The sequence below is a fragment of the Methanoculleus nereidis genome (genome assembly GCF_032944295.1).
Taxonomy (GTDB): Archaea; Halobacteriota; Methanomicrobia; order Methanomicrobiales; family Methanoculleaceae; genus Methanoculleus; species Methanoculleus nereidis.
In genome coordinates this window covers 81,435-106,737 of record NZ_JABFFQ010000003.1, presented here as the reverse complement: position 1 = coordinate 106,737, position 25,303 = coordinate 81,435, and the positions used below count along the sequence as shown (strand labels likewise).

General features: G+C 61.7%; 29 protein-coding genes. 20 read left to right on the top strand and 9 right to left on the bottom strand.

The features are described from left to right. Window positions 1–31: 31 nt before the first annotated feature. Both larC and radB read left to right on the top strand, forming a co-directional pair. Window positions 32–1,225, top strand: a complete 1,194-nt coding sequence (larC, locus tag HL657_RS06040) for a nickel pincer cofactor biosynthesis protein LarC (RefSeq protein WP_317295928.1) — start codon at window positions 32–34, stop codon at window positions 1,223–1,225. Then, window positions 1,222–1,899: a DNA repair and recombination protein RadB gene (gene radB, locus HL657_RS06035; protein WP_317295927.1), complete on the top strand. Its 678-nt coding sequence runs from the start codon at window positions 1,222–1,224 to the stop codon at window positions 1,897–1,899. The genes larC and radB overlap by 4 nt, the downstream gene beginning before the upstream one ends. Here the strand turns inward: radB and dapF are convergent. Together dapF and HL657_RS06025 are read right to left on the bottom strand one after the other, a co-directional pair. Then, window positions 1,886–2,704 carry a diaminopimelate epimerase gene (dapF, locus tag HL657_RS06030; protein WP_317295926.1) on the bottom strand — a complete coding sequence of 273 codons (819 nt, stop codon included), beginning with the start codon at window positions 2,702–2,704 and terminating at the stop codon, window positions 1,886–1,888. The genes radB and dapF overlap by 14 nt on opposite strands. Before the next feature lie 85 nt (window positions 2,705–2,789). Then, entirely contained in the window at window positions 2,790–3,614 is an 825-nt protein-coding gene (locus HL657_RS06025) for a hypothetical protein (RefSeq protein WP_317295925.1), read from the bottom strand. Between the two features lie 524 nt (window positions 3,615–4,138). Between HL657_RS06025 and HL657_RS06020 the strand changes: the two genes are divergently transcribed. From HL657_RS06020 to HL657_RS06010, 3 genes are all read left to right on the top strand, one after another. Further along, the gene (locus HL657_RS06020; RefSeq protein WP_317295924.1) at window positions 4,139–4,345 is read left to right on the top strand and encodes a hypothetical protein; all 207 of its coding nucleotides are present in this window, start codon (window positions 4,139–4,141) and stop codon (window positions 4,343–4,345) included. 344 nt (window positions 4,346–4,689) lie between these two features. After that, a complete protein-coding gene (locus tag HL657_RS06015) occupies window positions 4,690–5,331 on the top strand; it encodes a winged helix-turn-helix transcriptional regulator (RefSeq protein ID WP_317295923.1) in 642 nt (213 codons plus the stop codon). Between the two features lie 396 nt (window positions 5,332–5,727). Further along, on the top strand, window positions 5,728–6,129 hold the full coding sequence (locus HL657_RS06010; protein ID WP_317295922.1) for a hypothetical protein: 402 nt from the start codon (window positions 5,728–5,730) through the stop codon (window positions 6,127–6,129). Window positions 6,130–6,214: 85 nt separating this feature from the next. Here HL657_RS06010 and HL657_RS06005 read toward each other — a convergent pair whose 3' ends face one another. After that, entirely contained in the window at window positions 6,215–6,370 is a 156-nt protein-coding gene (locus tag HL657_RS06005; RefSeq protein ID WP_317295921.1) for a hypothetical protein, read from the bottom strand. Window positions 6,371–6,375: 5 nt separating this feature from the next. Further along, window positions 6,376–7,305: a ribose 1,5-bisphosphate isomerase gene (locus tag HL657_RS06000; protein WP_317295920.1), complete on the bottom strand. Its 930-nt coding sequence runs from the start codon at window positions 7,303–7,305 to the stop codon at window positions 6,376–6,378. A 56-nt stretch (window positions 7,306–7,361) separates the two neighbouring features. Between HL657_RS06000 and HL657_RS05995 the strand changes: the two genes are divergently transcribed. The 10 genes from HL657_RS05995 to asnB all read left to right on the top strand — a co-directional run bounded on the left by HL657_RS05995 (window position 7,362) and on the right by asnB (window position 17,534). Then, a complete protein-coding gene (locus tag HL657_RS05995; RefSeq protein WP_317295919.1) occupies window positions 7,362–8,204 on the top strand; it encodes an HAD family hydrolase in 843 nt (280 codons plus the stop codon). A gap of 47 nt (window positions 8,205–8,251) precedes the next feature. After that, a complete protein-coding gene (gene atwA, locus HL657_RS05990; RefSeq protein ID WP_317295918.1) occupies window positions 8,252–9,865 on the top strand; it encodes a methyl coenzyme M reductase system, component A2 in 1,614 nt (537 codons plus the stop codon). Between the two features lie 10 nt (window positions 9,866–9,875). After that, window positions 9,876–11,399 (top strand): methyl-coenzyme M reductase-associated protein Mmp3, encoded by a 1,524-nt coding sequence (mmp3, locus tag HL657_RS05985; RefSeq protein ID WP_317295917.1) that lies wholly within the window; start codon window positions 9,876–9,878, stop codon window positions 11,397–11,399. Beyond that, entirely contained in the window at window positions 11,399–11,860 is a 462-nt protein-coding gene (locus tag HL657_RS05980) for a methanogenesis marker 6 protein (RefSeq protein ID WP_317296018.1), read from the top strand. Before mmp3 ends, HL657_RS05980 begins: the two co-directional genes overlap by 1 nt. A 5-nt stretch (window positions 11,861–11,865) precedes the next feature. Continuing rightward, a complete protein-coding gene (locus HL657_RS05975; RefSeq protein WP_317295916.1) occupies window positions 11,866–12,318 on the top strand; it encodes a methanogenesis marker 5 protein in 453 nt (150 codons plus the stop codon). Next, a complete protein-coding gene (locus HL657_RS05970) occupies window positions 12,315–13,553 on the top strand; it encodes a methanogenesis marker 15 protein (RefSeq protein WP_317295915.1) in 1,239 nt (412 codons plus the stop codon). Before HL657_RS05975 ends, HL657_RS05970 begins: the two co-directional genes overlap by 4 nt. After that, window positions 13,554–14,138 carry a methanogenesis marker 17 protein gene (locus tag HL657_RS05965; protein WP_317295914.1) on the top strand — a complete coding sequence of 195 codons (585 nt, stop codon included), beginning with the start codon at window positions 13,554–13,556 and terminating at the stop codon, window positions 14,136–14,138. Next, window positions 14,135–15,076 carry a methanogenesis marker 7 protein gene (locus tag HL657_RS05960; RefSeq protein ID WP_317295913.1) on the top strand — a complete coding sequence of 314 codons (942 nt, stop codon included), beginning with the start codon at window positions 14,135–14,137 and terminating at the stop codon, window positions 15,074–15,076. The genes HL657_RS05965 and HL657_RS05960 overlap by 4 nt, the downstream gene beginning before the upstream one ends. A gap of 2 nt (window positions 15,077–15,078) precedes the next feature. Beyond that, window positions 15,079–15,525: a carboxymuconolactone decarboxylase family protein gene (locus HL657_RS05955; protein ID WP_317295912.1), complete on the top strand. Its 447-nt coding sequence runs from the start codon at window positions 15,079–15,081 to the stop codon at window positions 15,523–15,525. 203 nt (window positions 15,526–15,728) lie between these two features. After that, entirely contained in the window at window positions 15,729–17,534 is a 1,806-nt protein-coding gene (asnB, locus tag HL657_RS05950) for an asparagine synthase (glutamine-hydrolyzing) (protein WP_317295911.1), read from the top strand. Between the two features lie 91 nt (window positions 17,535–17,625). Here the strand turns inward: asnB and HL657_RS05945 are convergent, their stop codons facing one another. Next, on the bottom strand, window positions 17,626–18,333 hold the full coding sequence (locus HL657_RS05945; RefSeq protein WP_317295910.1) for a DUF1614 domain-containing protein: 708 nt from the start codon (window positions 18,331–18,333) through the stop codon (window positions 17,626–17,628). Window positions 18,334–18,736: 403 nt separating this feature from the next. On the opposite strand from HL657_RS05945, the gene HL657_RS05940 reads away from it, so the two are divergent. Next, a complete protein-coding gene (locus HL657_RS05940) occupies window positions 18,737–19,456 on the top strand; it encodes an ATP-binding cassette domain-containing protein (RefSeq protein WP_317295909.1) in 720 nt (239 codons plus the stop codon). A 96-nt stretch (window positions 19,457–19,552) separates the two neighbouring features. After that, on the top strand, window positions 19,553–19,990 hold the full coding sequence (locus HL657_RS05935) for a rhodanese-like domain-containing protein (RefSeq protein WP_317295908.1): 438 nt from the start codon (window positions 19,553–19,555) through the stop codon (window positions 19,988–19,990). Between the two features lie 3 nt (window positions 19,991–19,993). On the opposite strand, the gene HL657_RS05930 is transcribed toward HL657_RS05935, so the two are convergent. Then, the gene (locus HL657_RS05930; RefSeq protein WP_317295907.1) at window positions 19,994–20,446 is read right to left on the bottom strand and encodes an RDD family protein; all 453 of its coding nucleotides are present in this window, start codon (window positions 20,444–20,446) and stop codon (window positions 19,994–19,996) included. A gap of 228 nt (window positions 20,447–20,674) precedes the next feature. On the opposite strand from HL657_RS05930, the gene HL657_RS05925 reads away from it, so the two are divergent. Both HL657_RS05925 and HL657_RS05920 read left to right on the top strand, forming a co-directional pair. Then, window positions 20,675–20,974: a HepT-like ribonuclease domain-containing protein gene (locus tag HL657_RS05925; RefSeq protein WP_317295906.1), complete on the top strand. Its 300-nt coding sequence runs from the start codon at window positions 20,675–20,677 to the stop codon at window positions 20,972–20,974. 378 nt (window positions 20,975–21,352) lie between these two features. Continuing rightward, window positions 21,353–21,787 carry a YkgJ family cysteine cluster protein gene (locus HL657_RS05920; RefSeq protein WP_394804644.1) on the top strand — a complete coding sequence of 145 codons (435 nt, stop codon included), beginning with the start codon at window positions 21,353–21,355 and terminating at the stop codon, window positions 21,785–21,787. A 292-nt stretch (window positions 21,788–22,079) separates the two neighbouring features. Here the strand turns inward: HL657_RS05920 and HL657_RS05915 are convergent, their stop codons facing one another. The 3 genes from HL657_RS05915 to HL657_RS05905 form a co-directional block, all read right to left on the bottom strand. Beyond that, window positions 22,080–23,342 carry a hypothetical protein gene (locus HL657_RS05915; RefSeq protein ID WP_317295904.1) on the bottom strand — a complete coding sequence of 421 codons (1,263 nt, stop codon included), beginning with the start codon at window positions 23,340–23,342 and terminating at the stop codon, window positions 22,080–22,082. A 325-nt stretch (window positions 23,343–23,667) separates the two neighbouring features. Next, the gene (locus HL657_RS05910; protein ID WP_317295903.1) at window positions 23,668–24,162 is read right to left on the bottom strand and encodes a hypothetical protein; all 495 of its coding nucleotides are present in this window, start codon (window positions 24,160–24,162) and stop codon (window positions 23,668–23,670) included. A 69-nt stretch (window positions 24,163–24,231) separates the two neighbouring features. Further along, window positions 24,232–24,525 (bottom strand): hypothetical protein, encoded by a 294-nt coding sequence (locus HL657_RS05905; protein ID WP_317295902.1) that lies wholly within the window; start codon window positions 24,523–24,525, stop codon window positions 24,232–24,234. Window positions 24,526–24,744: 219 nt separating this feature from the next. Here HL657_RS05905 and HL657_RS05900 point away from each other — a divergent pair, with 219 nt between their 5' ends. Next, the gene (locus tag HL657_RS05900) at window positions 24,745–25,221 is read left to right on the top strand and encodes a PRC-barrel domain-containing protein (protein WP_317295901.1); all 477 of its coding nucleotides are present in this window, start codon (window positions 24,745–24,747) and stop codon (window positions 25,219–25,221) included. Window positions 25,222–25,303 lie beyond the last annotated feature (82 nt).

Here is a 25,303-nt window from a genome sequence, read left to right as displayed (position 1 = left end):
TATTTCGGGGATTTATAAGTACTGGAGACGCATGATTATACTTCTCTTCGATCCGTTCAACGGAGCCGCAGGCGACATGATCATCGGAACCCTTCTCGATCTGGGAGCCGATGAGGGGCTTGTCAGGGCAGCCATGCGTTCCGTCGTCGGGGAACCGACAATCGAACGGGTAGACCGCTCCGGCATTCGGGCCGTCCAGGTGAAAGCGCATGCCCCGGTGCACCACCGCACCCTCGACGAGGTGCTCGACCGGGTGGCCGAAAGCGACGCCCCCGCTCCTGCACGGAAGATGGCACGGCGGGTCTTTCTCCGGATACACCGGGCCGAGGAGAGTATCCACGGGACGGGGGCGCATTTCCACGAGGTGGGTGCGGACGACGCGATCGCCGACGTGGTGGGAGCCTGCACCGCCCTTTATTCCCTCGCCCCCGACGAGGTCGCCGTCCGCCCGGTGGCGCTCGGCCGGGGATTCGCGGTCGGGGCTCACGGCACCTTCCCCATCCCCGCCCCGGCGACCGTGGCGGTCCTCGCGGAATCGGACCTCCGGACGGTTCCCGGAGACGAGGAGCGGGAACTCTGCACCCCGACAGGAGCCGCGCTCCTCGCCGAGTTCTCGACCGTCCGGCCCGAAGACCTCGGCCCGGCGGAGATCCGGGCGGTCGGCTACGGGGCGGGGAGCAGGAACCCCCCGGGAAGACCGAACGTCCTCCGGTCGATGCTCCATTCGGTGGAAGGGGAGGGCCACGGCGACCGGGTCGACATCCTCGAGACAAACGTCGACGACGTCACCGGGGAGACCCTGGCCTACACGATCGGCCGCCTGCTGGAAGAAGGAGCCCGGGATGCAAGCGCTACTCCCGTGGTGATGAAGAAGGGGCGGAGCGGCCACCTTGTCCGGGTTATCTGCCGCCCCGATGCGACCGACCGTCTTGTGGGGGTGATGGCCGCAGAACTCGGGACGCTTGGGGTACGCTGTATCCCGATGGTGCACCGGGCCGTTGCCGAACGCACAATCGAGCCGGTCACCGTGACCATCCGGGGCCGGGAACGGACGATCGACGTAAAGTGCGGCTGGTCGGGAGGAAAGATCACCTCCTTCAAGGCGGAATACGAACAGGCGGCCGCGTGTGCGCAGGAGGCCGGGGTCCCGCTCCGGGAGGTTGCCGGGACCGTCGAGGCGGCTGCACGCCGTCTCTTCATCGAGCGGGGTGTGCTTGAGCCATGAAGCCTGACCGGGTCAGCACGGGAAGCCAGCCCCTCGACGACCTGCTCGGCGGCGGGCTCGAGCGGCGGACGGTCACCCAGATCTACGGCGAGCCCGCGAGCGGCAAGAGCACCTTCTGCCTGATGGCGGCGGTATCCTCTCTCCAGGACGGGAACTCGGTCGTCTACATCGACACCGAAGGGTTCTCGGTGGAGCGGTTCAGCCAGCTTGCCGGGGAGAACGCCGGGGCGTTCGCGGAGCGGCTCTACCTCTTTGAGCCGCTCGACTTTGCCCAGCAGGGGGTGATGATCGCTGATGCGGAGGGGCTGCTCAAAAAGAACGGCCAGGCCCCCGTGGGACTGCTGGTGATGGACTCGGCCACCGCCCTCTACCGGACGGAACTCGACCTCGGGCGGGAGGCGCTCCGGAAACTCTCGCACCACATGATAAAACTCCTGGGCCTCGCAAAGAAGTACGACATCCCTGTCCTGATCACGAACCAGATCTTCATGGATATCGAACGCGACCGGGTCTCCGGCCTCGGGGGAACGGCGCTCGAACACCTCTCAAAGGCCATCATACGGCTCGAAAAGAAGGACGGTGTCCGGCGGGCGATGCTCCGGAAGCACCGGTCCCGGCCGGAAGGAATCTCGTTCGACTTCGTGATCACCGAGAACGGGATCAGAACAGTATAACGCCCGCAAAGACCGTCTCGGCAGGGCCTTCCATCGTGACGCCCTCCCCGAACCGGATCACGAGCGGGCCACCTTTTGTCTCGACCCGCACCGTATCCCCGGCTTTGCCGAGATGCCGGGCGACTGCCGCCGACGCGGTGGCGCCGGTGCCGCAGCTGAACGTCTCATCTTCGACGCCACGCTCGAAGGTCCGGATCCGAAGCGTGCCGTTGCCGGCGTCCTCGACGAAGTTGACGTTCGCGCCGAGAGCGAAGGTAGAGTGGTTCCGGATGGCCGGTCCTACCGTGGCGATATCCACGGCGCCGATCTCTTTGACGAAGACAACCGCGTGGGGGACGCCGGTGTTCGCGGCATACACGGTGAGGTTGCGGATCTCCTCTTTGTATTCGCCGTTCCCGGTGGCGGGAACCGCGCTTCGCTCGAACTTCGGTTCCGGCATCGTGATCGCCGCGGTAAACTCGTCGTCCGCGTAGCCCATTGTCACCGGGACAAGCCCCGCCCCGGTCTCGACCGAGCAGGACTCCTTCACGTATCCGGCGTCGTAGGCGTACTTGGCGAGGCACCGGATGCCATTCCCGCACATCTCGGCCTCGCTCTCGTCGGGCTGGAAGAGCCGCATCCGGACGTCCGCAACCTCGGACGCCTGGAGGAAGAGGACGCCGTCGGCGCCGATACCGAACCTGCGGTCGCAGTAGAGCGCTGCAAATCCTCCCTTCATATCCTCGGGAATGACCTCCTGAGCGCGCTCGTCGATCAGGATGAAGTCATTACCGTTTCCCTGCAGTTTGATGAACGCGATATCCATGGTGTTACCTCTCTTGTAGGTATTGGGAGCGGCGGGTGATAAACCGTGGGGGTTCGTGGGGGCTGTGGGGCCGGGGATTATGGCCTCACCCACCACACAGACTCATCCACCTTGAAGAATCCATTTGAGGACCGAGGACCAGCTCCGGCGGGGAGATGAAGACCGTGAACTTCACCGGGATATCCTCGATCCCCATTTCCCTCGCCCGTTCGTCCAGCATCGCATACACCGCTTCTATCGAGGAGACGTTCTCCGGTGGAGGCGGGCCGTTCCAGATGCTCACCCGGAGATACCCGTCAAGATCGTAGCCGAAACCAATCAGAGACCCGTTGGGATAGAGGTAGCGCTCCTGTATCAGATCTTCCGTTGTGGCGGTGAAGTCCGAAAGCGATACTCCGCCCTTCGAGAAGGGAAGCCCTCCGAGCGCGACGGTGACGGGCTCTCTCTTGTTCAGGGCGGCTTTGAGGTCTTCGATCTCCGGTCCGGCGAAGACCGGTTGGGAGGACTGGAGTTTCGCGGTGGATGTTGCCGGCTGATCCCACCGGCCTTCCGGATGATCCTCGTTGATCGCGTCATTGCGGTGCTGAGCAATAGAGCGATATTTGTGCAACTGTCCAAGCCTTTCTGCAAGTTCTCTGCTCTTACGTTCAGTCATGCCGTCAAGATATGACACCTCAGGCATCTCTTCGATCATTCGAGAAATTTCCTCATCACTCAATCTGTTTCCGGCATCATCAAAGAGATGAGGGCTTCGCTCCAGCACTACGTCCCCATCGACCGGACCCCCTCCGGACGGAGGGATATTCTCCAGAGTGTCCTCATTCGCGCTCGCCGCCGGCACAAAGATCACGCCGACGATCAGCAGCGCTGCAAGCAGGGCGCTGGTCCCGGAGAGGTATTTCGTGTTCATGGTTCCAGACCTCCTTTCACGCGCATCCCGGGAGGCCACGGAACCGCAACGGCTATCCCCGATGCGCAGCCAACACGACCATGAGCCTCCGCACCGTTGCAGGCGCCGCCTGAGAAACCCATGGTTGAGAGCTCAACGTTCTTCTATATCCGTTTTCTGTCACGATCCGCTACACGTCGAGGCGTTCAATACGTTTGACTCTCTGAAATTCGCCGCAGCCGGCTGGAGCCTGTGCTGAGGCGGCCGAACGAGACCCGGGGCTCCGATTCCGGAAAGGGCTCTCTGATTCATGGCATCTCCTGATGTGTGCGATTTAACACTGTGCGCAGGCCGTCCCGGCACGTCAGTATTGCACCCGTTTCTTCGGATACGGTCACTCCGAGCACGATACGCTCGTGATGGCTCTCAGGTCTGTTCGTCTCCAGGAAAAGAAGTGGGCAGAGACGAGAATAGAATTGGTGTTTGTGCTATAAAACTCATAAAATACGGGAAACGATATTGAGGTATCAGTAAAGAGAAAATGCATGGCCCCTGCCCTGCTGCCGGTCATTGCCTTCTTCGCTGTGCCCCGGTGTCGGCAACTGAAGGGCGGGTACCCGGATCGTCCTTCAGCGTCGGACGATCCGGTGATGATCCTGCAACTGCACGACAGCATCGGTCAGGGCGAGACTAACAGGCACCAGTCCATGTTGGAAGCGGTGTCGCACGTCCCGGGGTGTACCGGGGACTGAGCCCCAACCCGGATGTCGACCATACACCTTTCGGGGAGTAAGCTCGGCACGTTTCGCGACGATAGCAAAGACGAATAACAGGATTCATATCGACATTGACCCAGATAGCAATTATGCGGGATCAGGAACCCGGGCATCCGATGTATACGGCGACCGGGTGCCGTTGCAGAGATCGTACGCCCTCAACCTCTATCAGCACCGGACCGGGCAGACTTCTCCGGTTACTCACCCTCTCGATCCTCTTTTCGGTTCTGCTGGTAGCGGTTGCCGATGCCGCCGAATACACGGTCCGGCCCTCGAGAAACGTCGGGCAAGAGCCCGGCATAACTGTATCGGGCGAGAAGGTGCAGGAGATCGACCCTATCCCGCTCTGGCTCGTCCTGCTGCTATCTGTATTCCCCCAGTTGGCAGCGGCCCCGATCGAGACCCTTCTCCCCCTGAAGGCCGTCGGCTACCTCGGGTACAAACGAATCTCCAGAAAGAATGTTCTGGACAGCCCGCGGAGGCTTGAGATCCTGAGTTTCATCAAGACTAACCCGGGGTTGCACTTCAGGGAATTGCTGAGGGAGATGTCGCTGACGAGAGGGACACTTGGTTACCATGTGGAAAGGCTGCAGTCCGCAGGCCTGTTGAAGGCGGTCAAAAGGAAAGGGAGAATCCACTATTTCGCCACAGGTTCGCCGTACTCTGCTGAAAAAGAGGCTCTTATCATTGCCATGGGTAATGACACTCTGCGGGGAATTATAACACAGATCTCCCTGAATCGGGGTGCACACACCGAAGAACTCGCCGAAGAGTCGGGTCTATCCAAAGCCACAGTCTATACGCACGTAAAATATCTGGAACGCCAGGGGATTGTAACGTCCGAGAGGGAGGGGCGGTATGTGCGGTATACTCTCACCGACGACTACTTTCGAATACTGGCGGAGTATACGCATAACCGCAGTCCCGAACCCGCACGGGTTCCGGCGGAAAATACCGGGTGAGTCTGTCTCGCGGATGAATGCTCTTTCCACCCGGAGGGTATGGGCAGTGTGGCCTCGTCGCAATGGGACCTTAACCCCGGTCGTCGGAATGCCCGGCCGGCGGGCAATTTCAGTCCGGCCACTGCCGGCGCCGCGCAGACGTGCGCCATTGGCCTGCAGCCGGTGTTCAGGGATAGTGCCGGAGTATCAGGCTCCTGCATCTGCAGGACGGATTGTGTTTCCCGGCCCGGGGCCTTTGAGTGCCCGGACGAGTCCATGATTGGCACAGAATAGATATAAAGAAGGATAACGACGTTTCCATCGGTGTTACCGCATGCGGTATCCCGCGGGGCCGGATTCATCAATTGGCGTCGTGTCCCGGCTCCCGCGGCATGGTAATCAAAGGTGTATCAGGTTATGAATAGTGTAAAACCGTTGACTGCCGTCCTCGTAATCCTGGCCTTCATCGCTGGCACCGGGGTCGGCTATCTCCTTCCAGCGCAGGGCGAGACCGCCACGGCAGGGGCTGCATGCCCGGACAGGATCACGTCGCGCGACGCATTGACCGTGGCGCTCCATGATCCGGAGGTCGTCGGGCTGCTGGGCAACAAGAGCATCGATACGATCGCATTTTCAAAGGGCTCCTATCCTGAGAGGAATGTGAACTACACCCAGATTCTCTTTCGCCTCGGGGACCCGGACCCCGACGACCGCATGACCGCCCCGATGATTGTCGTCCAGGTCAACGAGTCATGCATGGTCTACTCCGTCTACAAGACGTACCCGTCGTATATCCCTGAGACTCCCCCGGAGGCATAAGACCTCTCATCCGGACGTTTCGCCGGCAAGCGGTGCAGGGAGGCGAGGAGCCTGCACCGCTACGAGCCGCGAGACGCTCTCTGTGTCATCGCGGGCCGTCGCCGCGGCGACCACGCCGCTCACCCTCCTTCAGTTCCGTCATGACCTCCTCCAGGGTATAGACCCTCCCGGCCCTGAGGTCCTCAAGCGACCGTTCGATCTTCCGGAGCGTCTCCTCATCGAGCGGCTCTTCATCTACCATCGTTCTCACCGCAGCTCCTCGATCCTCCACCCGAGATAGTCCCGTATCACCGTGAACGCCAGCCCCGGCGGGATCGCGCCCTGCTCGGTGACGATCAGGTCAATGTACTCCGCGGGCGTCACGTCGAAGGCCGGGTTTCGGACCCTGACGAAGGGGAGTTCCTCCGCCGCCTCGCGGGGCAGCACCTCGTCGGGGTCGCGCTCCTCGATCTCGATCAGTTCGCCGAGGATTGTCCGGGGCGCGAACTTGTAGGTCTCGGCCGCCACGATGACGTTCGTCCGGGCTTCGTGTGCGGCATGCGCGATCTGGGCGGTCCCGATCTTGTTCACCACCGCGCCGTTCACCGCGATGGCGTCGGCGCCGACGACCACCAGGTCGACGTCGTTGATGAAGTAGCGGACCGCCGAATCAACGATGTAGTTCGTCCGGATGCCGGCGTCGTTCAACGTCCTGATGGTGATGAGCCCCTGGCCCCGCGGCCGGACCTCCGTCGCGTAGACCTCGAACTCCTTGCCCTGCCGGTGGGCCTCCAGGATGCACCCGAGCGCCGCCTCGGAGTTGCAGTGGGTCAGGAGGACGTCGCCGTCGGAGATATGCCGTGCCCCGATTGCCGCTATCCGCTCGACCGCGTGCTCCGAGTGGTCGACGAACTCCGCCGCCCGGGCAAGAACCGCGTCCCGTGCGGCCCCCACCGAGTCGAACGAGTCGAGCGCCCGCATCACGCTTCGCACCGCGTTCGGGAGCGAAACGGCGGTCGGGCGGGTCGCGGTGAGGATATCGGCCGCCTTCTGCATCTCCTGCTTGAAGGTCTCGGGGTCGGACACATCGAGATTTTCGGCATAATCAGCCAGTGCTTCCACCGCCGCCCGGGCGATCCTGCCGGCGCCCCGGATCTCCATATTCTTTATGCTTGCAGCCGTCCCACTCAGTAACATAGGTTCTCATTGAAGAGATGACCAGAGACTACATAGATTTATTGACGTGAAAACACATGTCGGTAGCCGTTGTTTTCGATAGTGCAGGCACACTCCTGCGGACCTACCGGGTAGCACGCGATCTCCTCCACGATGAGATGCTGACCGAGGTCGAGACCACGACCATTACCTTCGGGTCGGATGCGCGAGTGCTCGTCGTCCTCCACCTCCACTCCCGGGACGTCATGGAGGCGCCGGAGGATCAGCTCCTCTCAGAGTTCTTTCTGGAGCGGTCGATCGGGTTCGGGGTGGCCTGCTCCCGGCGGGTCATCCCCGCCGAGGAGGTTGGGAATCTCCTCTACAACGATGAAAATGCCCGCATCAGCGATCTGCAGGCCTGTATCAGGCAGGTCTGGAGTTGCTGCAAAAGAGAGTCGATCGTCACCATGAACAGCGGCGTGATCCTGAACCTGGATATCCCCGGCATCGAGTTCACCGTGACGACCGGCGGGAGGCCGTTTGACGGTGCGAGAGAAACCATCACCGAACTGCACCGGATGGGTGTTCCCGCGTACATAGCGTCCGGGGATCGCGTGGCGAAGCTCGAACGGATGGGCGACTACCTCGGCATCCCCCGGGAGCGCGTTTACGGTGTCGCGACCCCCTCGATGAAGGCCCGGATTGTGGAAGACCTCAAAGAGCAGTACGACAAAGTTGTTATGGTAGGGGATGCCATCAACGATCTGAACGCCTTCCGGAAAGCAGATCTCGCGGTGCTGACCGAACAGCAGTCTGATAGAAAACCAGATATACTCTATACTACCGCGGACCGGGTGATCCACAACGTCAGCGAGGTGCCCGGTATCGTAGCGGAACTTCTCACGGATACAGCGGCGACAAGGGAAAGTGCAACAATATAAACCCTAATATGATACCACGAGAAGATTAGTTTAACGAGGAGCTCAAGATGACCCCACTCATTACGGTAAAGGACCTCTGCATGGAGTTCAATGGAACCATTGCACTCAAGGACATAAATTTCGAGGTGGCGGAGGGAGAAACGGTCGGTATTATCGGGAGAAGCGGGGCCGGTAAAACCGTTCTTATGCACCTTATGCGGGGGGTAGACCAGCCCCCGACGCGGGGTGCGATCATCTACCACGTCGTCGCCTGCGATGCGTGCGGCTACATCGGCGTCCCGAGCGAGGCAGTGAAGCCGTGTCCAGTCTGCGGTGGCGAACTCAAGCCGATGGACGTCGACCTCTGGGCGGAAGATAGCGCGGCAATGAAACGGCGTGTCATGCGAAGAACCGCCATCATGTTCCAGCGGACGTTCGCCCTCTACGGCGACGATCGGGTGATCGAGAACGTCCTGCGGGCGCTCGACGACGTCAGCTACCCGAGCGAGAAGGCGGTCAGCAGGGCCGCGGACCTCATCGACCAGGTCAGGCTCTCCCACCGGATGATGCACATCGCCCGCGACCTCTCAGGCGGCGAGAAGCAGCGGGTGGTGCTCGCCCGGCAGCTCGCGAAGAACCCGTTCATGCTCTATGCGGACGAGCCGACCGGAACGCTCGATCCGGAGACCGCCACGCTCGTCCACAAGATGCTCATCGAGAGCGCGCAGGCGAACGATATGGGCATGGTAATCACGTCCCACTTCTCCAACGTCATCAGAGACGTCGTGGACCGGGCCATACTCCTTGAAAACGGGGAAATCAAGGCGATAGGCGATCCGGACGAGATTATCGGCCGATTCATGCAGGACTACAGCGACGTCGAGCAGCACGAGGCCGGGGATGTCGGCGAGAAGATCCTGATCGCCCGGGACGTGGTCAAGCGCTACCTCTCGGTCGACCGGGGCGTGGTCCGGGCGGTTAACGGCGTCTCGTATGATGTCGGCGAGAAGGAGATCTTCGGGATCATCGGCAAGAGCGGTGCGGGGAAGACAACCCTCTCGCGAATCATATCCGGGATCCTCGAGCCAACCAGCGGCGAGATGAACATCCGGATCGGAGACGACTGGATCGATATGACCAAACCCGGCATCGAGAACCGCGGCCGGGCGAAGGGCTACATCGGACTTCTCCACCAGGAGTACGACCTTTACCCGCACAGGACGGTCCTCGACAACCTCACCGACGCTATCGGCCTTGAGTTCCCCAAGGAACTCGCCATGAGGAAGGCGATCATCACCCTCGGGATGGCCGGGTTCACCCCTGAAAAGAGCAAGGAGATCCTGGACCGCTACCCTAGCCAGTTATCCGAGGGCGAGAAGCACCGCGTGGCGCTGGCCCAGGTCCTTATTCGCGAGCCTCTGCTGATTGTCCTCGACGAGCCGACCGGCACCATGGACCCTATCACGAAGATCGATGTGAAGCACTCGATCCTCCATGCCCGCGAAGAGATGGACGAGACATTTATTGTGGTCTCGCACGATATGGAATTTGTGAGAGATATCTGTGACCGCGTCGCCCTCATGCGGGGAGGCAAGATCATCCAGATGGGACCGACGGAGGAGGTGCTTGCTCACCTCACCGAGGACGAACGAAACGTGATGGGGGCAGGCGGGGCCCCCTGAGGTGCGTGTGATGGAGATCCACCTGGACGGAAAACGCGTTTCAGTTCCGGCGGGTTCGCGGCTCGGGGATCTCCCTGGACGGGACGAACGGTGCAGTGTCGCCGTCATCCGCCCGGCACTTGAGGAGGATGCAGCGGAGTCGCAGGAGGTCAGGTTCGTCACCTCGGCCGGCGATATGATCGCCGAGATGGCGGAGGCAGCGACGGCCTCCCGGCTCTTTCAGCCCGGGCTTTCCGAACGGCTCCGCCTGCACTGGCAGGACCGCTACGCCGCCGCCTTCGGACCGTTCGAGTCCGGCATCCGGCCTGCACGGACCCCTGGCCGGTACGAGCGCGGCGACCTTATTCTTGGATGCGGAGGCTACGACCCATCCAGGTCTTACCTGATCTTCGCGCGCATGCGGCATACTGCCGACTACGGCGCCCCGGCGGACGGTGGTGTCATCGGCAGGGTCGTCACCGGCCGGGGGCTGCTCGATCGCGTCGCTGAAGGCGACCGGGTTATTGATGTCGAGCGGATATTCCGGCGTGCAGACCGATCGCACGCGGTCATCACCCGTGACGCGGAGTTCCCGCTCGAGGACGGGATGCAGATCCTCTCCTACGTGGAGGCCGAAGTGCAGGGCTTCGTGGAAGACGGGATTGACACCGAAACCGCCCGGAGCGTTGAGCATTTTCTTCTCTCCGTGCAGGACGGCAGATTCCGGGTTGACCGTTCGAGCAGCACCTACGTCGCCGACGCACACCTGGTCCCGACGAGGGTTCCGGCAGAGTTCCCCGGCCCGAGGCTTGAAGGGGCCATCACCGTCAGGACCGCCGGGAAATCTTCGGGAGCGGTCTACATCTACACACAGGGCGTATCGGCGAGCCCGATGCACACCGTCGTAGGCCGGGTTGTTCACGGTATCGAACTCGTCCGGTTTGCCGGTGAGGGCGACCTCCTCGCAATCCGCACAGAGCCGGAACGGTTTGATCTGGTCGGTCTCGCGCTTCCCGAGGCAGAGGCGGTCGCCGCCCGACGGGGTATCGCGCTCACCGTCGATGCGGCCGAAGGCGACCGCGTTGTGGTCGGCCAGGCTCCGGAAACGACACTCGAGGTGCTGGCCGCAGGCGAGGTCAGGATCACAACGGAGCCCTCCGACCATGTCATCAGCATCACTCTCGACGAGGCGGCCGCGCCCCGGTCGGTCAAGATCTTCCGTGAGGTGACCGGGCTCAAGCATCACGCCGTCGGGAAGATGCCTCTTGTCTTCACGTTCGAGGATGTCTTCCTCTTCAAGCCGAAGATCGCAAAAGGCGTCGGGATCATCCCGGAGAACACTCCCACCGGGGAGGTGCCGGCGTTCACCCTCGCGATGACGAACGATTCCCGGCGGGGGACCGGCATGGTTGGGATCCGCACGACAGCGAACGCCGAGTTCGGCCCGACCTCCGAGCCGCTTACGGGCACGAACGTCATCGGGAAGGTGCTCGATGCGGCGAACCTTGCCGGGATGCGCGAGGGTGCAACGGTATACGTGAAGGAGGTGAAATGATGGCTGATTACACTCCTGAATACGTGGGCACGGTGACCAAGTACGTCTTTGTCGAGTCCCCATCCATGACCCCCGGCGAACTCGCGCTCAGGGCATACGAGGCGTCGGAGGGCGTCCTCATCAAGGAAACGTGCTTCGGGCTGCAGGTGACGGGCGAACCGGAGTCTGTCGACCGGCTCATCGAAGTTATCCGCGCGTTCGACCCCGCTCACATATTCGTCAAGGACCGGGGTTTCCCTCCCGGCGATCCACGAAGGTGTCGGGCGAACCTCGGCGGAGCGAGGCCGGGCTATCTCGGCCACGAACGGGAATTCCGCATCCTGCGCTACATCACCCACGGGCTCGAGGAACTCGGCCGGCGGGAGGGGGAGGCGCCAGAACCTGTGCCGCCCGTACGCGAGAAGAAACCCTTACTCGACATCAAGCGGCTACAAGAACTGATAGAGACAGAGGAGTCCTGAATAGAATGGCAAAAGTGTTTATCTATCCTGCAACGAGCCTCATCCTCTCCGACCTGGTGGCCAGGTTCGGCCATAAACCGCTCGGTGCAGCCCTCGGTATCCGGGAACGGATACAGACCGCCGGGGTCGACTCTCCGCCCCTGCAGATCACACCCGAAGAACCCAAGCGCGGCCTGAAGTATGCAGCGGTCGAGGTGCCGTCCGGTGTCCGGGGACGGATGGCGATCTACGGCCCTCTTATCGAGGAGGCCGAGGCCGCGGTCATCGTCACCGACGCCGATCTCGCGTTCGGGTGCATGGGGTGCGCCCGCACCGACGAGTTGATCCTCTTCTCCCTGCGCCAGAGCGGCATCCCGATTCTGGAACTAACGTATCCCTCGACCGAGGAGGAAGGCGTGCAGTTCGTCGCCGCCATCAAGAAGTTTCTCGACGGTCTCGAAAAGGGGGGTGAAGCGTGAGCCGGAAGGTGCGGGTCGCCCAGCTTTCCTGCGGGCCGGAGTACAGCGGCGTCCAGAAGGAGATCTACGATGCCGCCGAGTCAGTGGACGCGGAGATCTTCTTCCCCGATATCGCGCTCGCCGATGTCGAACGGGCGGTCGATGCGTTTGGGCTGGATGTCCGGAGCGCTGACTTAAAACTCATGATCGCCCGGGGCAAGGCCCTGGTGGAAGGGAAGGTCGATGCAGATGGAGTCTTCATCGGCACCTGCTTCCGATGCGCCGAGGCGGCGATCGTCCGAAACGAACTCCGGCGCTACATCCATGAGAACTCTCGTCTGCCGGTGGTGAGCTACTCTTTCACCGAACGGACGACCTCAGGCACCCTTCTCACCAGGATGGAGGCACTGACCACCATCGCACGCAGAAGAGCGCTCCTCGCCCGCGAGGAGCAGACCGGGATCACGATGGGCGTCGATTCGGGTTCGAGCACGACGAAAGCGGTCGTGATGAAAGACAACGAGATCGTCGGCACCGGATGGCACCCGACGACCGAGGTGATCAAGAGCGCCGAGAGCGCGGTTGCTGACGCGCTCGAGATGGCGGGGCTTACCCGTGAGGATATCCGGGCAATTGGGACCACTGGATACGGCCGGTTCCTGATCGGGAAGCACTTCGGGGCTGACCTGATTCAGGAAGAACTGACGGTGAACTCGAAGGGCGCTGTCTACCTCGCCGGCCACCAGCAGGGCTCCGCGACCGTCATCGACATCGGCGGCATGGACAACAAGGCGATCAGCGTGATCGACGGCATCCCCGGGACCTTCACGATGGGCGGGATCTGCGCCGGCGCGAGCGGCCGGTTCCTGGAGATGACCGCGAAACGTCTCGGCGTGGACATCACCGAGCTCGGGCCCCTGGCCATGAAAGGCATGGGAAAGAACGTCCCGATGAACAGTTACTGCATCGTCTTCGGGACGCAGAGCCTGGTGAACGCGCTCGCGGCCGGGTCCTCGCGCGAGGATGTGGCGGCTGCAGCCTGCCACAGCGTTGCGGAGCAGGTCTTCGAGCAGCAGCTGCAGGAGATCGATATCAAGGAGCCGGTGATCATGGTCGGCGGCACCTCGCTGATCGAGGGGCTGGTCTACGCGATGGGCCAGCTCCTGCAGACCGAGATCGTTGTCCCGCCCCATTCGCAGTACATCGGCGCGGTTGGGTCTGCCCTGCTTGCATCCGGATTCATTGAAGGAGAATAGATGCCCCCGCTGAACTACTTCGTGGTCGAGTCGCCGGACGAGGTCGGAAGGGCGGCCTACGAGCGGATCGCGGCCGATGTCCTCCAGGACCTTGATCTCATCAAGGTGGTCGACCGGCTGCACATCTACGTCGACCCGAAGGTGCCGATCTTCGTCGCCGCCGGGCTCCTGCGTCACATGCCGCGCGCAATTCGCGTTGCTGACTTTGCAAACGTCAACCGTGGTGAGACGGAGGTCGTGCTCGATATTGGCGACGAGACCTACCTTGCGCCGCTGCTCCAGAAACTCTGGATCCTCTACGGCAAGGAGAACGTCGACCAGCCTGATCGGTTCACTGTCGTCCTCCCGGCGGGTGTGGCCGGGGAGGAGGAACTCGAGCAGTTGGTGGTGGCTGATCCGAGCGAGACGCTGTATAAGGACGTCATCTATGCGCTCCAGTATATTGCTCCCGAGGGGTTCAAGGTCCGCCGCCAGTATATCCGCGATGAGAAGTTTTACTATGTGGCAAGCGAGGATACCCTGTCGGGCGACATCGTGGAGACGTTGGTCGCGCCAATCTTCGCGAAAATGGGGGTGACGCTGTGACGACGCTGGTGCCGGTGACCTACAAGGGAGGCGTCTATCGGCACGATGAGATCATGGACCTGATCGACGATCTGGGGGGCTATATCGTGCAGAAACACGTCATGGCCCAGGACGTCGTGCTCCAGTCGTTCGTGCCGCGGGACGATATCGACCTGATACGTCAGATCGCAAAACCGCTCGCCGGCGAGGTGGTCGAGGCACCGCTTGTCGGGACCGAGATCGCCGTGGTCAGCCCGAGCCTGGAGATCCACCACCTCCCCCACACCTCCTGCGACATTGCCGAGTACCTCCGGCGGTCGGGTGCGAAGACCAACATGGTCGGACTTGCAAGGGGTTTTGGGAAACGGATAGCAAACCTCAACGACGAGGAGCGGGACGTCATCAACGAGCACGATCTCGCCGTTTACATGCTCGGGAGTTTCGAGGAGTGTATCCAGCAGAAATTCCCGGTGCTCAGGCATGGGATCCACGTGCCGATCGTGGTGACCGGGGCCCCGGACCGCGAGACCCTGATGCGGATCATCGACCCGCCCGTCGAGGGGTATGTCGGCGGAATGGGGAGGATCATGCACCGGTTCAAGCGCCCTGACGAACTCGCAAAGCTCGATGAACTGGTAGACGAGGTCTCCCGCACCCTGGACGCCCGGCGGGACGCTCTTGCAAAAGACCCGCTCTCTGTCTTCCCACCCCGCCTGATGGCAATCATCGAGGAACGGATCCATGAAGTCAGCATGCTGACGCACCCGACGCCGGTGACCGCCCAGATGGAGGGTCTCCGGGTGAAACTTCCCTACGACCTCTACGCCGATGATGTGCGGTCGCTCGAGGTGGCCGACGGGGTCACGGTCGGGGATATCGCCGACGTTACGCCGTCACGGATGCGCAATTACATATTGATTCGGATTAAACCTTTCTCGGAAACCAGGATATTGGTGTAGCGATGGATTTCGAGAAGATACTTGCGAGGGTTGTAGAACGTGGATCGGACGTCATCGCGGAGGAACTCCTCCGCGAGATCGAGAGCGAGTACGGCAGGGTTCCCCTGATTTTTGAACGGATGGCGGAACGGCCGGAGATTCTCATTTCACATCTCCTTTACAAGGGCGCCGTGGTCGAGACCAGCCAGCTCGAGCCCAAGATGATCGAACTCATCAGCCTCGCGGTGGGCGCCGCGCTCAAGTGCAGCCACTGCGTCGAGTACCATATGCAGTCAGCGATGGCGAAAGGAGCAACCCGGGCAGAGATCCTCGAAGTGATCCTGATCGCGGGACTGCTTGCAAACTCCGCGGTCCTCGCTGACGCCTACCGGGTGGTGAACGGCTCGGCTGCCTGCCCCTCCTGCGACATCAACGGCACGGGGCTGAACAAGACCTGTTCTGATAAATAACCGCTCCCGTACAAGGAGAGGCCGTTCGCCCCTTTTCCGGGCGAACCGACCCCGGGAGTGAGTGTTTACCCCCTTTTGCCTCCTTTATGGCCCGCAGAAACCGGTGTCCCGTCGATGCGGCTCCGGACGCCGTCATCGACCTTCGGAGTCCACTACCCCAAATTTTATCTCGATGCCCCCGTATTTCAGGACGACTTCGGAATATGTGCGGTATTGCCGGGCAGTTTGTCCTGAACAGGAGGGAGGCGGACGCGCCCCTCGTCGGGGCGATGGCGGAGCGGCTGGCTCATCGCGGGCCCGACGGCGAAGGAAGTTTCTTCTCCGGCCCGATCGGCCTTGCCCACCGCCGTCTTGCGATCATCGACCTCTCCGACGAAGGCCGCCAGCCGATGGGAAACGAGGACGGATTGCTTCAGATCGTCTTCAACGGCGAGATCTATAACTACCGCGAACTCCGGGAAGAACTCCTCGCTGCCGGCCATCAGTTCTCCTCCGCGACCGATACCGAGGTGATCCTGCACGCCTACGAGGAGTGGGGGCGGGACTGTCTCGCCCGGTTCAACGGGATGTGGACGTTCGCCCTCTGGGACGGGCGGCGCCGCGAACTCTTCTGCGCCCGGGACCGTCTGGGTGTCAAGCCGTTCTACTACACCGTAGCCGGGGAATCGTTTCTCTTTGCTTCAGAGATCAAGGCACTCCGGGCGCACTCCGAGGTTGGCCGGCGGCCGAACGACCGGATGCTCTCGACATTCCTTGCCTGGGGGGTTGCGGACCACACCGCCGAGACGATGTACGACGGGATCTTCCAGCTCCCGCCGGCGCACGCGGTCGTTGTCTCCATGGAGGGGGTCGGGGAGCCGGTGCGCTACTGGGATCTTACCATGAACGGCGCCGTACGGGGTGTCGACGACGATGCCACCGCAAGAACGGTCCGCGAACTCCTGACCGATGCGGTCCGGCTCCGGCTCCGAAGCGACGTCCCGGTCGGGACCTGCCTCTCGGGCGGCATCGACTCCTCGACGGTCACCGCCCTGATCAACGATCTCCTGCGAGCCGAGCGCCCGGAGAGCGTCGGCGAGCAGCAGAAGACGTTCTCGGTCTGCTTCGATGATCCCCGGTTTGATGAGAGCCGGCATATCGACGTGGTGGTCACGGCGACGGGCGTTTCAAACCACCGGACGACGCCTGATACGGGAGGGCTCTTTGAAGATATCGAGAGGCTGCTTTACATTCAGGACGAGCCGTTTGCCTCCCTCTCGATCTACGCCCAGTACTGTGTGATGCGGCTTGCCAGCGGCGAGGTGAAGGTGGTCCTCGACGGGCAGGGCGCCGACGAGCAGCTCGGGGGATACATCGCCTACCAGGCGCCCTATATCCGCGCCCTCTTCCGGCGCCGAGAGATCCTTTCTGCCCTCCGTGAGGGAGTCGGGAGTATGCAGCACCATCGGTCCTTCTTCTCGTGGGCATTCCGCCAGGTAGTTGTCCGGTCCGAGCGGCGTGACCTTCTCCGGGGGTCCCCGCCGGAGGTGCTCCGGTATGCGGGATCGCTTGACGAGGTGCTGAAACGGGAGATCGTGGCTTCAAACCTCCCCCTCATCCTGCACTGGGAGGACCGGAACTCGATGGCCTTCTCGATCGAGGCCCGGGTCCCGTTCCTCGACTACCGGCTGGTAGAATACCTCGGCTCGCTCCCGCTCGACCAGAAGATCCGCGGCGGCGTCACGAAGTATGTCCTCCGCCGCGCGATCCGGGGGCTGGTCCCTGACGCCGTCCGGTGCAGGATGGACAAGATGGGCTTCGTCGCCCCCGAAGAGGTCTGGATGAAGGACGAACTTGCACCCCGTATCCTCGAACTCTTCTCGTCGCCGGAGTTCTCGGAGCGGCCCTACTGGGACGCTGAGCAGGTGCTCCGGAACTACCGGGAGTTCCTCGACGGAAAGAGCGCCTACTCAACCGAGTTCTGGCGGATAGCCTGTGCGGAGCTGTGGCTGAGACAATTTGATGCGTAGGGGTTCTATGGGCTGCGCCCGGGCGTAAGTCGCGGCTGTTTGCGGAGCCAGGGTTTGAGCCCGGCACCTTTCTCCCTCCTTTTCAACACCCTCACTCCCCTCCCTCCTGCGGGCAGACACCCCCCTTCTCCCGGAGACTCCTCCCCGCATACACCGCGAGCAGGACCGAGAGGATGCCGGTGACGAAGATGCCGTCGAATATCCCCGCACCCCCGATGGAGAGGGTGGTCGCCCGGCCTCCAGCAAGTGCCGCAAGCACGCCGGGGTTCGCGAGGTTGAGGATGTCGGCGCCGAGCAGGGTGCCCATGGTCCCGCCTGCGTAGGCGAGCCCGGGTGCGGCGCGGCAGCCGCGGGCAAGGAGGAGCCCGGCGGCGGCACCTGCGAGGGGCGCGATGTAGAACGGCATGGTGATCCCGAGGCCCGGGACCGGTGTTGCGAACGCGTATGCGACGAACGATACGGCGATGACGGCGGCGACGAGCTTGTAGCGCGATACCCGGCCGCTCGCGACCATCGCGGCGGTCATGAAGGAGGGGATAATGGCGCCGCCGACGTTGACCGCGATGACCACTTCCCCGACAGGGACTACCGGGATGTCGATCAGGCTGCCGAGCAGCGCCCCTGTGGTCACCAGCACTGCCTGGTAGAACCGGAGCCCGATCGTCTCAAAGATCCCCTCGGTGACAAGAAGCAGGTTGAATATGACCAGAGCCGGTATGAGGACGGCTAAAGCGATAAGGATCTGCTCCGGGCTGAAGGGAAGCGGCAGAATCGCGATCGTGGACAGGTCGGTCTCCATAGGCGGAGTGTACCGGACGGGTCCATGCCATAAATAACTTCATCAGTACGGCTTGGTGGTTCTTCGGCCGGGACGGTGCCGGCCCGGCTCACCAAACCTGCCACGATCCCTCCGCAGATTGATGCTTCTTACCTGTTGTATGCCAAAAGGGAGGTTCAAGAGAAAACAAAAAGCATAAATTGCGTATTTTATAATCATTTCTAGATAGATATATTCATATAGAGATAACCAAAAATAGTGATAAACAATACCTCCTTCCTCGAATCAGATAACGGACACCGGATAATGCATGCAGAAGCCATATCCCGCAGGGAGTTCGCGCAATATCGGACGGATGTTGGGGGTAGCAGGTGATTGAGAATGGCTCCGTTTTCGCCGACCGAACACATCTTTGCGGAGAAACATGATTGGCTACACTGTTGAGGATCTGATCCGGCATCTGGAACGGCTTCAGGCACGAGGCCCGATCCCGTTCGATGTGAAGAGCGGAGAGATCTTCGGTATTCTCTGTCCCTGCGGTCAGGACCGGCGGACCCTGATCGCCATCCTCATGACGATGCTCTTTCCGATCTCCGGATTTGCCGAACGTTCACCGCTTGCGATCCTCGGGAACCTCGGGGACATGCGGCGGAGCATGGGTATCGTCCTCCAGGAGCCGGTACTCGACCCTGCACTGACCGGCAGGGAAAATCTGGACTTTCACGCACGGCTGCATGGCCTGGGCGACGAGGTCCGGAAAAGGAGGATTTCCGAGGTTATAGGACTCTTTGGAATCGGCGAAAGCGCCGACGCTGCGGTTGAGACTTACTCCCCTGCCATGGTGCAGCACCTTGAGATCGCCCGGGCATATCTTGCACACCCGGGAGTCCTCTTCCTTGCCGAACCGACGAAGGGGCTCGACGGACCCGGTCGCCGCGAGATCTGGGACCTGCTCCGGCGGCTGAACCGCGAGCGGAGGGTGACGATCATCTTTACGACACACGATGTAGCTGAAGCGGAGGCAATCTGCACCCGGGTTGCCGTGGTGGACGGCGGGGAGGTCGTGGCGCTCGATGCACCCGAGACCTTCCGTGCGGTGATGGCTCTCGGCGATACACCGCTTGAATCTAACAACTCTTCTTAAAATACTCGGCTACCGAACCGGTGGACAAAAGCCGGGAGACGGAGGCAACCCGGAGGATCGAAACCTCCTTTATCTCAATGGTCATGAAATGGGTGTATGACTTCCCACCGTCTCCCGCTCGTACTTCTGTTCGTTGCCGGGAGTATCATCGCACTCGTCCTCATCGGCGGATGCCTTGACGAGGGCCCGGCGCCTGATGACCGGATCATCCGGACCATTCCGCCCGCCGAGGCGTCCGTCCTGATCGAAGAGATGCAAGGAGATCCAGATTTTGTCGTCATCGATACCAGGCGGCCGGATGAGTTCGCCGGCGGACACATCCCGCGCGCAATCAACATCGACTCGGCACACATCTCAGAGCACCTTGATGACCTCGACCCGGACGGAACCTATCTTATATACTGCCAGCGGGGCGTACGAAGCGTCGGTGTCCGGGAACTGATGCGCGAGGCCGGGTTTTGCGAGGTTTACGAGATCGAGGGCGGCATGAGCGCCTGGCGGGCTGCAGGGCTCCCGGTGATGGCCGGGGGTTAGCGTTCACTCCTCCTGCTTCACATAAGTGACGCCCTCCGGTTCCTCCGCTTCGCGGGTCTCTATCACGACGGTTCCCGAGATCCGGTTGAAGAGCCGCTGTTTTGAGCCCGGCATGGCGAGCCAACCGATAAGGCAGTCGGGGATCAGGAGAAACGCTTTCCCGAAACTCTCGATCGCCGCGGCGCCAAACCCGATATCCTCCCCGGTGCGGCCGGTGACCCGGATCTTCAACGCCATCTTGCCGATGGACTGGCCCCGGTATCCCTCAAAGAGCGTCCAGTAGAGGAAGAGGACGACCGAGGAGAGGCTGAAGGAGAGGAGTCCGGGGTCTATCATGAACCTCCAGGCGGGCGGCAGCCGGTCGGAGAGCGCCCAGAGAGGCAGCCCGATCAGGATGATATCGATGAGCCAGGCCCAGAACCGCGTCTCCCATTTGGCGAGATAGAGAGTGACCATACCATTCTCCTGTCGTCCTCAACGGGTCTTAAGGATTGGTATCGGTCAATCTGTGGTTGCTTCTGATATGGAGCGGGTAGAGCGTGGCATCCCGATCCCTGATATATCAGTGCAGGGATTCAGGCTCGGCGGTATCGACTGGAATCCCGAGCAGCGCCTCCAGTTCCTGTTTCAGGGCAACAAGGTCAAGGAGGCTCCGACCGGGAGACATTCCTGCCGGATGAACGGATGCAGGTCTGGATGATTCACCACCTCCAGATCATCGGTGAGCCGCACGTCTTCGAAGACCAGAGGTCTTCTCGCGCTCCGTTCCCTCTGGAGCGTCGCGTTCCCCTGGACCTGCGAAGCGCTTCTCCCGGCGTTCCCTGCAAGCAGGTGACCGGCCTTCGGAACGTTCTGGTTCACGCATACTTCCGCGTGGGTCCTCTGGAGGTCTGGGTGGTCGTGGATCGTGATATCCCCGCGTTCACCGGGGCAAGCGTCTTCGGGTTCGCCCTGGCGAGGTCCTCAAAGCACGCATTGGTGTAGTTCTCGATCATCTCGGAGATGCACACACCGACCTTTATCTCGTCCCGGTTCACCTCGTTGTCCATGAAATGGTCGGCCGAGATCTCGCCAGTCAATTCGACCGTATGCTCCTTTGTCGGGGGTGAGACATCTTCCCTTCCCGGCGAGCAACCATCATCTGTGTTGAGGAGCGTGCCCGGGCAGTCACGGCTCCCCTGCGCCATGACCGGCATCGACGTGCCGGCGGCCTGCCAACACCCGGGCGGTTCCGGCAGGTATTATACGACTGCGGTGCAGAATACCGGATGATGAGCGTGCCGGTATGCTGGCCGTCCGGTGCTCGGGGAGGGGGGCACCATCGCCGGTAAATGCTGTCAGTGCGGCAGGTGCTGCACCCACATGCGGGACGTCCACAGGGTTATCGAAGAGCGTGGCGACTATACGTTTATCGTGCACAACCACTATACCGGAGATGCAGAAGAGGTGCGGGTCGACCCGGACAAAATAACCCTCTTCGAGGACAGGAGCAGCATCGAGGGATTGCCGAACGCATGCCCCTTTTTAAGATATGGGGAGACGGGAAAGGCGTGGTGCACGGTCCACATGACACGCCCCGACCTCTGCCGCGAATACTGCTGCCGCCTGCTCGTCCTTGATTCGCAGGGGAAGTTGGCCGGACGTGTGACGTACCAGAGAGCGCTCACTCCGGACACTGACGAACTCGGCCGGCTCTGGGAACGGGTGCAACCGACGTTGGATGGGCTCTGCGGCACGGAATGGGATGAAGCCTTCGTCCGTACCCTCACAGCAGCCGGATACCGCGTCTGCCGGTAGTTGCCGGGAGACCTCAAAAAAGAGGAGAAACTACCCCGGTCTCCCCCGGAACAGGCCCATAAAAAAATTGGAAGCAAGATAACGGCTAACTGTGGATCTATGGATACGCGGATGGTGGCGCCGACTTCCGAAAATATCCCACAGAGGCAATACAAGCACGAGCACAACGGGAGCAGGCAGGTATAGTCTTTCCCGGAAACCATGAGAACAAGCGATGACCGGGTCCTGCGCCCGGATCCAGGGCCCACCCGGCCGGGCATCCCAACCTGCCGTTGCCCGGTGGCCCGGGGGATTATGCTGCCGCCTCGTCGACCCGGGTCCTTCCGCGGCTGCCATCCACCGTCTCGGCAACACGCATTATGGCACCGACGTCCGGCGTCACCATACAGACGGGGAAATAGCCGAACAGCGACGCGTAGTCGATCTTGAGCGCCCGGCACCGGGTCAGATCAAGGGTTATCCTCTCGAGGTCTTCTGCCATCCGAGGGGTCACTCCGTTGCGGAGCGACACCGAGGCGAGGTCTGCGACGACCGAAAGCACCTCCTCGCGGATCGTCTCGATCCTGGATGACAAGAGGGAGTAGACGAGTGTGCGGCTGTAGCCTCCCTGCAGGTGCCGCACGACGATCATCTGCGTCAGGAAGATGAGGGCAAACATGCCGGCCCTGAGTTCGATATCGGCTTCGGCGGAGGTGAAACTGTTGTAGGTCACCCCGGGGAGAACGATCGCCGCGATGAAGATGACGCCGGCAACGGTTGTCACGACGGCAGCGGTGAGCGCATACTTCAGCCCCTGGGTCCAGGCCTCGTTATACCGTTCTTTGATGCGGGACTGCATACCGAGTATCCCCGCAAAGAAGCCTCGCGAATACGGCTGCACATACACGATCGCAACATAGAAGACGATAATTGCGGCGGACTGGATGACGACGATCGCGGTGGAGTACGGCCCGAACTCACCGCTCACGAGCCAGCCTGCAAGCGCAAACACCGAGGAGAGAGCGAAGAGCACGAGAAAGCCCGGGGCGAGAGGCTGGCAGTTGATGAAGAACAGGTTCCAACCAAGTTCATAGAGGGAGTTCCTCTGTTGCGTGAGCCGCTTGAGCGCCTCGATTGCATCGGCAGGGACGGCGGCACTCTTCTCAAGACTCTCCCATGAGATGATCTCCTCGAGGCTCTTTCTCTCGCGATTCTTGAGATCGTTGAAATACCGGATATAGGACTTCAGATCGCCTGCATCAGTCGGGAGCAGAAGGAGGAAAGGATTGATCATCAGGAATATGAAGGACGCCATGATCCAGTAGAGATAATACTCCCCGGTACGTGCGAGCAGAAGCCCCAGGTTGATCAGTATCGCCGCTCCAAGGATGGGCAATGTGTACTCAAGGCTCCATTTCATCCCGGCAAGGGTTGCCAGATCGTTCTCTGCCGCATTGAGGATCTTCTTCGCCTCAGTCCGGGAGTATGCAACCCTCTGTGAGAACTCGTTCGGCGAGACCACCGGGACCTCTGCCTCTCTATCCTTCCCGAGCCGGCTCCCGTACGGCAGTTTCATCGATCATAATTTCTCCGGGGTTATTTATAAAAAAGCAGGTGGGTCTGGAGTATTCTGGATCGAAGACCTGCTCGCGGGGCCGCCCGGTCGTTGAAGTTCGCGGCACGGTCCGGGGCAATCCGATCACCGTCGTTGTGGGGTGAGGGAGAGCCAGGGCGAACAAAAAAAAGGGGTGCCCCCCGTCCCGATAGGGGCCACGCGGGAAGACCCGAACGGTGTATCCTCAGGGCGGCTATGAGGTCCCGGTTCCGGGTTCGCCGTACCGGGAAAAAGAGAAATTATGCGGTATTGTCCCGGTGCAGAGTCCTTGGTCCAGCACGAAAATCTATCTCCCCCCCGCCCCGGAGGCCGCCCGCTCCGTCAGCCACGAGTAAAACTTCCGGTGCCAGAACGGCACGTCGATCGGCCGGGAGAGCGACTGCCAGGCTGCCCACATGACCCGATCGGAGAGGCTCTGCCACTCGCCCGCCCGCTTGACCAGATCGTCCGCCGGCTGCCCTACCGCATGCAGGATCTCGTGCCAGATCCGGAGGATGAGCGCTTCGTCGTCCGTGTCCTGGCGCGTGACCCGGACGCTCGCCCGGTTCTGCATCCCGCCCCCGAGGGCCCGGGCGGGGATCGCATCGTCGAAGACGTAGACAGTTCCGTCCGGAACCGGGAAGGGAAAGCCTTTCCACATCGGGTCCTTCTGGTCGAAATAACGGACCTCCGGGGTGCCCGTCCGAACCGTGAACTCGAAGTACGGCGGGATCAGCTTCAGGTGCGGCTCAAGCCTCCGCCGCAGTTCCTCGGTCTTGAAGAAGAGGTCGAAATGAGGCATCGGGGCCGCATTGGCGCGGGTGATGATAAATCATAGGGTCAGCCGGAGGGGGACGCGCGCCCGGGACGGTCACCCCCGGTCGCCGCCCTGCACCGGCCCCCGCGTAAGTGCCTCCTGCCGCTCGTCGATCCAGGCCCGGGTCCAGACCCGGAGATCGCTGATGCTGGCGGACCCCTGCTGGACGCGCATCGCCCGCAGGTGGCCCTCAAGTTCGTCGGCCATCGAAAAGATCAACTCTTCGGAAGCTTTTTCCGGTAACGGCCCCTCTGCCCGCAGGCGGGCGGCCCCCAGGTCGAGAAAGTGCTGCAACTCGCCTGTTGCCTCAAGGATCGTGGTGAGATCCAGTTTGACAGTAGGCTCCATAAACAGGGGATTGTCGCACCCGTTAATAATCTCATCCATTTGCTTCAGGGCACAAATAAGGCACCTATGGGACGATAATCAGACATCCAGCGTTTATTCGGGCAGTGGACCCGCCTTCCCGGAGGGCGGGCTACCCCCCGGTCGCGGTGTGCAAATCATTTTAAGGACTCCCGGCACTCAGTGCACGCCCCCTCGTAAGAGGCAACGGAGGCGAAGAAGATGCAGGAGAGATCGGATGTAATTCTGGAACGCAGGACGCGGACAGCCGGCGAAGAGTGGTTCATGTCGGCCGACGACATCCTGGACAAGAACGTGATCAACCCGCAGGGAGATGACCTCGGGGAGATCTCGGATATGCGGATCGGGTTCCCCGAGGGCAAGGTGGATTACCTGGTGCTCAGGTACGGCGGCGTGCTCGGCGTGGCGGCAAAGAGGTTTGCCATCCCGCCGGAAGCCGTGATCTACCGTCCCGGGGACGACAACTTCGTCGTGAACATCGACAAGCGGCGGCTGGACGATGAGCCGGGCTTCGAGGAGGACAACTGGCCCCGGGAAGCGGACTACGGCCTGATCCAGTCGGCCGGAACCATAACCCCGCCGACCCGCGAGGAAGCGGAAGCCATGAAGCGCGAGGAGACCCCGCCGCCGGAGGTCGTCACGACGGAGCGCGTCGAGACGCGCCCCCGACGGAGATAACCCCGTTCCCCGGGTTTGGGGAACGGATACTTTTTTTCAGGCGGTCGAGAGAAGTCGACCGCAAGGAAGATTACCCGGAACC

Excerpts from the sequence above, each read along its gene's own strand:
- larC (WP_317295928.1), top strand. The coding sequence starts at position 32 with ATGATTATACTTCTCTTCGATCCGTTCAACGGAGCCGCAGGCGACATG.
- radB (WP_317295927.1), top strand. The coding sequence starts at position 1,222 with ATGAAGCCTGACCGGGTCAGCACGGGAAGCCAGCCCCTCGACGACCTG.
- dapF (WP_317295926.1), bottom strand. The coding sequence starts at position 2,704 with ATGGATATCGCGTTCATCAAACTGCAGGGAAACGGTAATGACTTCATC.
- HL657_RS06025 (WP_317295925.1), bottom strand. The coding sequence starts at position 3,614 with ATGAACACGAAATACCTCTCCGGGACCAGCGCCCTGCTTGCAGCGCTG.
- HL657_RS06020 (WP_317295924.1), top strand. The coding sequence starts at position 4,139 with ATGGCCCCTGCCCTGCTGCCGGTCATTGCCTTCTTCGCTGTGCCCCGG.
- HL657_RS06010 (WP_317295922.1), top strand. The coding sequence starts at position 5,728 with ATGAATAGTGTAAAACCGTTGACTGCCGTCCTCGTAATCCTGGCCTTC.
- HL657_RS06005 (WP_317295921.1), bottom strand. The coding sequence starts at position 6,370 with ATGGTAGATGAAGAGCCGCTCGATGAGGAGACGCTCCGGAAGATCGAA.
- HL657_RS06000 (WP_317295920.1), bottom strand. The coding sequence starts at position 7,305 with ATGTTACTGAGTGGGACGGCTGCAAGCATAAAGAATATGGAGATCCGG.
- HL657_RS05995 (WP_317295919.1), top strand. The coding sequence starts at position 7,362 with ATGTCGGTAGCCGTTGTTTTCGATAGTGCAGGCACACTCCTGCGGACC.
- atwA (WP_317295918.1), top strand. The coding sequence starts at position 8,252 with ATGACCCCACTCATTACGGTAAAGGACCTCTGCATGGAGTTCAATGGA.
- mmp3 (WP_317295917.1), top strand. The coding sequence starts at position 9,876 with ATGGAGATCCACCTGGACGGAAAACGCGTTTCAGTTCCGGCGGGTTCG.
- HL657_RS05980 (WP_317296018.1), top strand. The coding sequence starts at position 11,399 with ATGGCTGATTACACTCCTGAATACGTGGGCACGGTGACCAAGTACGTC.
- HL657_RS05975 (WP_317295916.1), top strand. The coding sequence starts at position 11,866 with ATGGCAAAAGTGTTTATCTATCCTGCAACGAGCCTCATCCTCTCCGAC.
- HL657_RS05965 (WP_317295914.1), top strand. The coding sequence starts at position 13,554 with ATGCCCCCGCTGAACTACTTCGTGGTCGAGTCGCCGGACGAGGTCGGA.
- HL657_RS05955 (WP_317295912.1), top strand. The coding sequence starts at position 15,079 with ATGGATTTCGAGAAGATACTTGCGAGGGTTGTAGAACGTGGATCGGAC.
- asnB (WP_317295911.1), top strand. The coding sequence starts at position 15,729 with ATGTGCGGTATTGCCGGGCAGTTTGTCCTGAACAGGAGGGAGGCGGAC.
- HL657_RS05945 (WP_317295910.1), bottom strand. The coding sequence starts at position 18,333 with ATGGAGACCGACCTGTCCACGATCGCGATTCTGCCGCTTCCCTTCAGC.
- HL657_RS05940 (WP_317295909.1), top strand. The coding sequence starts at position 18,737 with ATGATTGGCTACACTGTTGAGGATCTGATCCGGCATCTGGAACGGCTT.
- HL657_RS05935 (WP_317295908.1), top strand. The coding sequence starts at position 19,553 with ATGACTTCCCACCGTCTCCCGCTCGTACTTCTGTTCGTTGCCGGGAGT.
- HL657_RS05930 (WP_317295907.1), bottom strand. The coding sequence starts at position 20,446 with ATGGTCACTCTCTATCTCGCCAAATGGGAGACGCGGTTCTGGGCCTGG.
- HL657_RS05925 (WP_317295906.1), top strand. The coding sequence starts at position 20,675 with ATGCAGGTCTGGATGATTCACCACCTCCAGATCATCGGTGAGCCGCAC.
- HL657_RS05920 (WP_394804644.1), top strand. The coding sequence starts at position 21,353 with ATGCGGGACGTCCACAGGGTTATCGAAGAGCGTGGCGACTATACGTTT.
- HL657_RS05915 (WP_317295904.1), bottom strand. The coding sequence starts at position 23,342 with ATGAAACTGCCGTACGGGAGCCGGCTCGGGAAGGATAGAGAGGCAGAG.
- HL657_RS05910 (WP_317295903.1), bottom strand. The coding sequence starts at position 24,162 with ATGCCTCATTTCGACCTCTTCTTCAAGACCGAGGAACTGCGGCGGAGG.
- HL657_RS05905 (WP_317295902.1), bottom strand. The coding sequence starts at position 24,525 with ATGGAGCCTACTGTCAAACTGGATCTCACCACGATCCTTGAGGCAACA.
- HL657_RS05900 (WP_317295901.1), top strand. The coding sequence starts at position 24,745 with ATGCAGGAGAGATCGGATGTAATTCTGGAACGCAGGACGCGGACAGCC.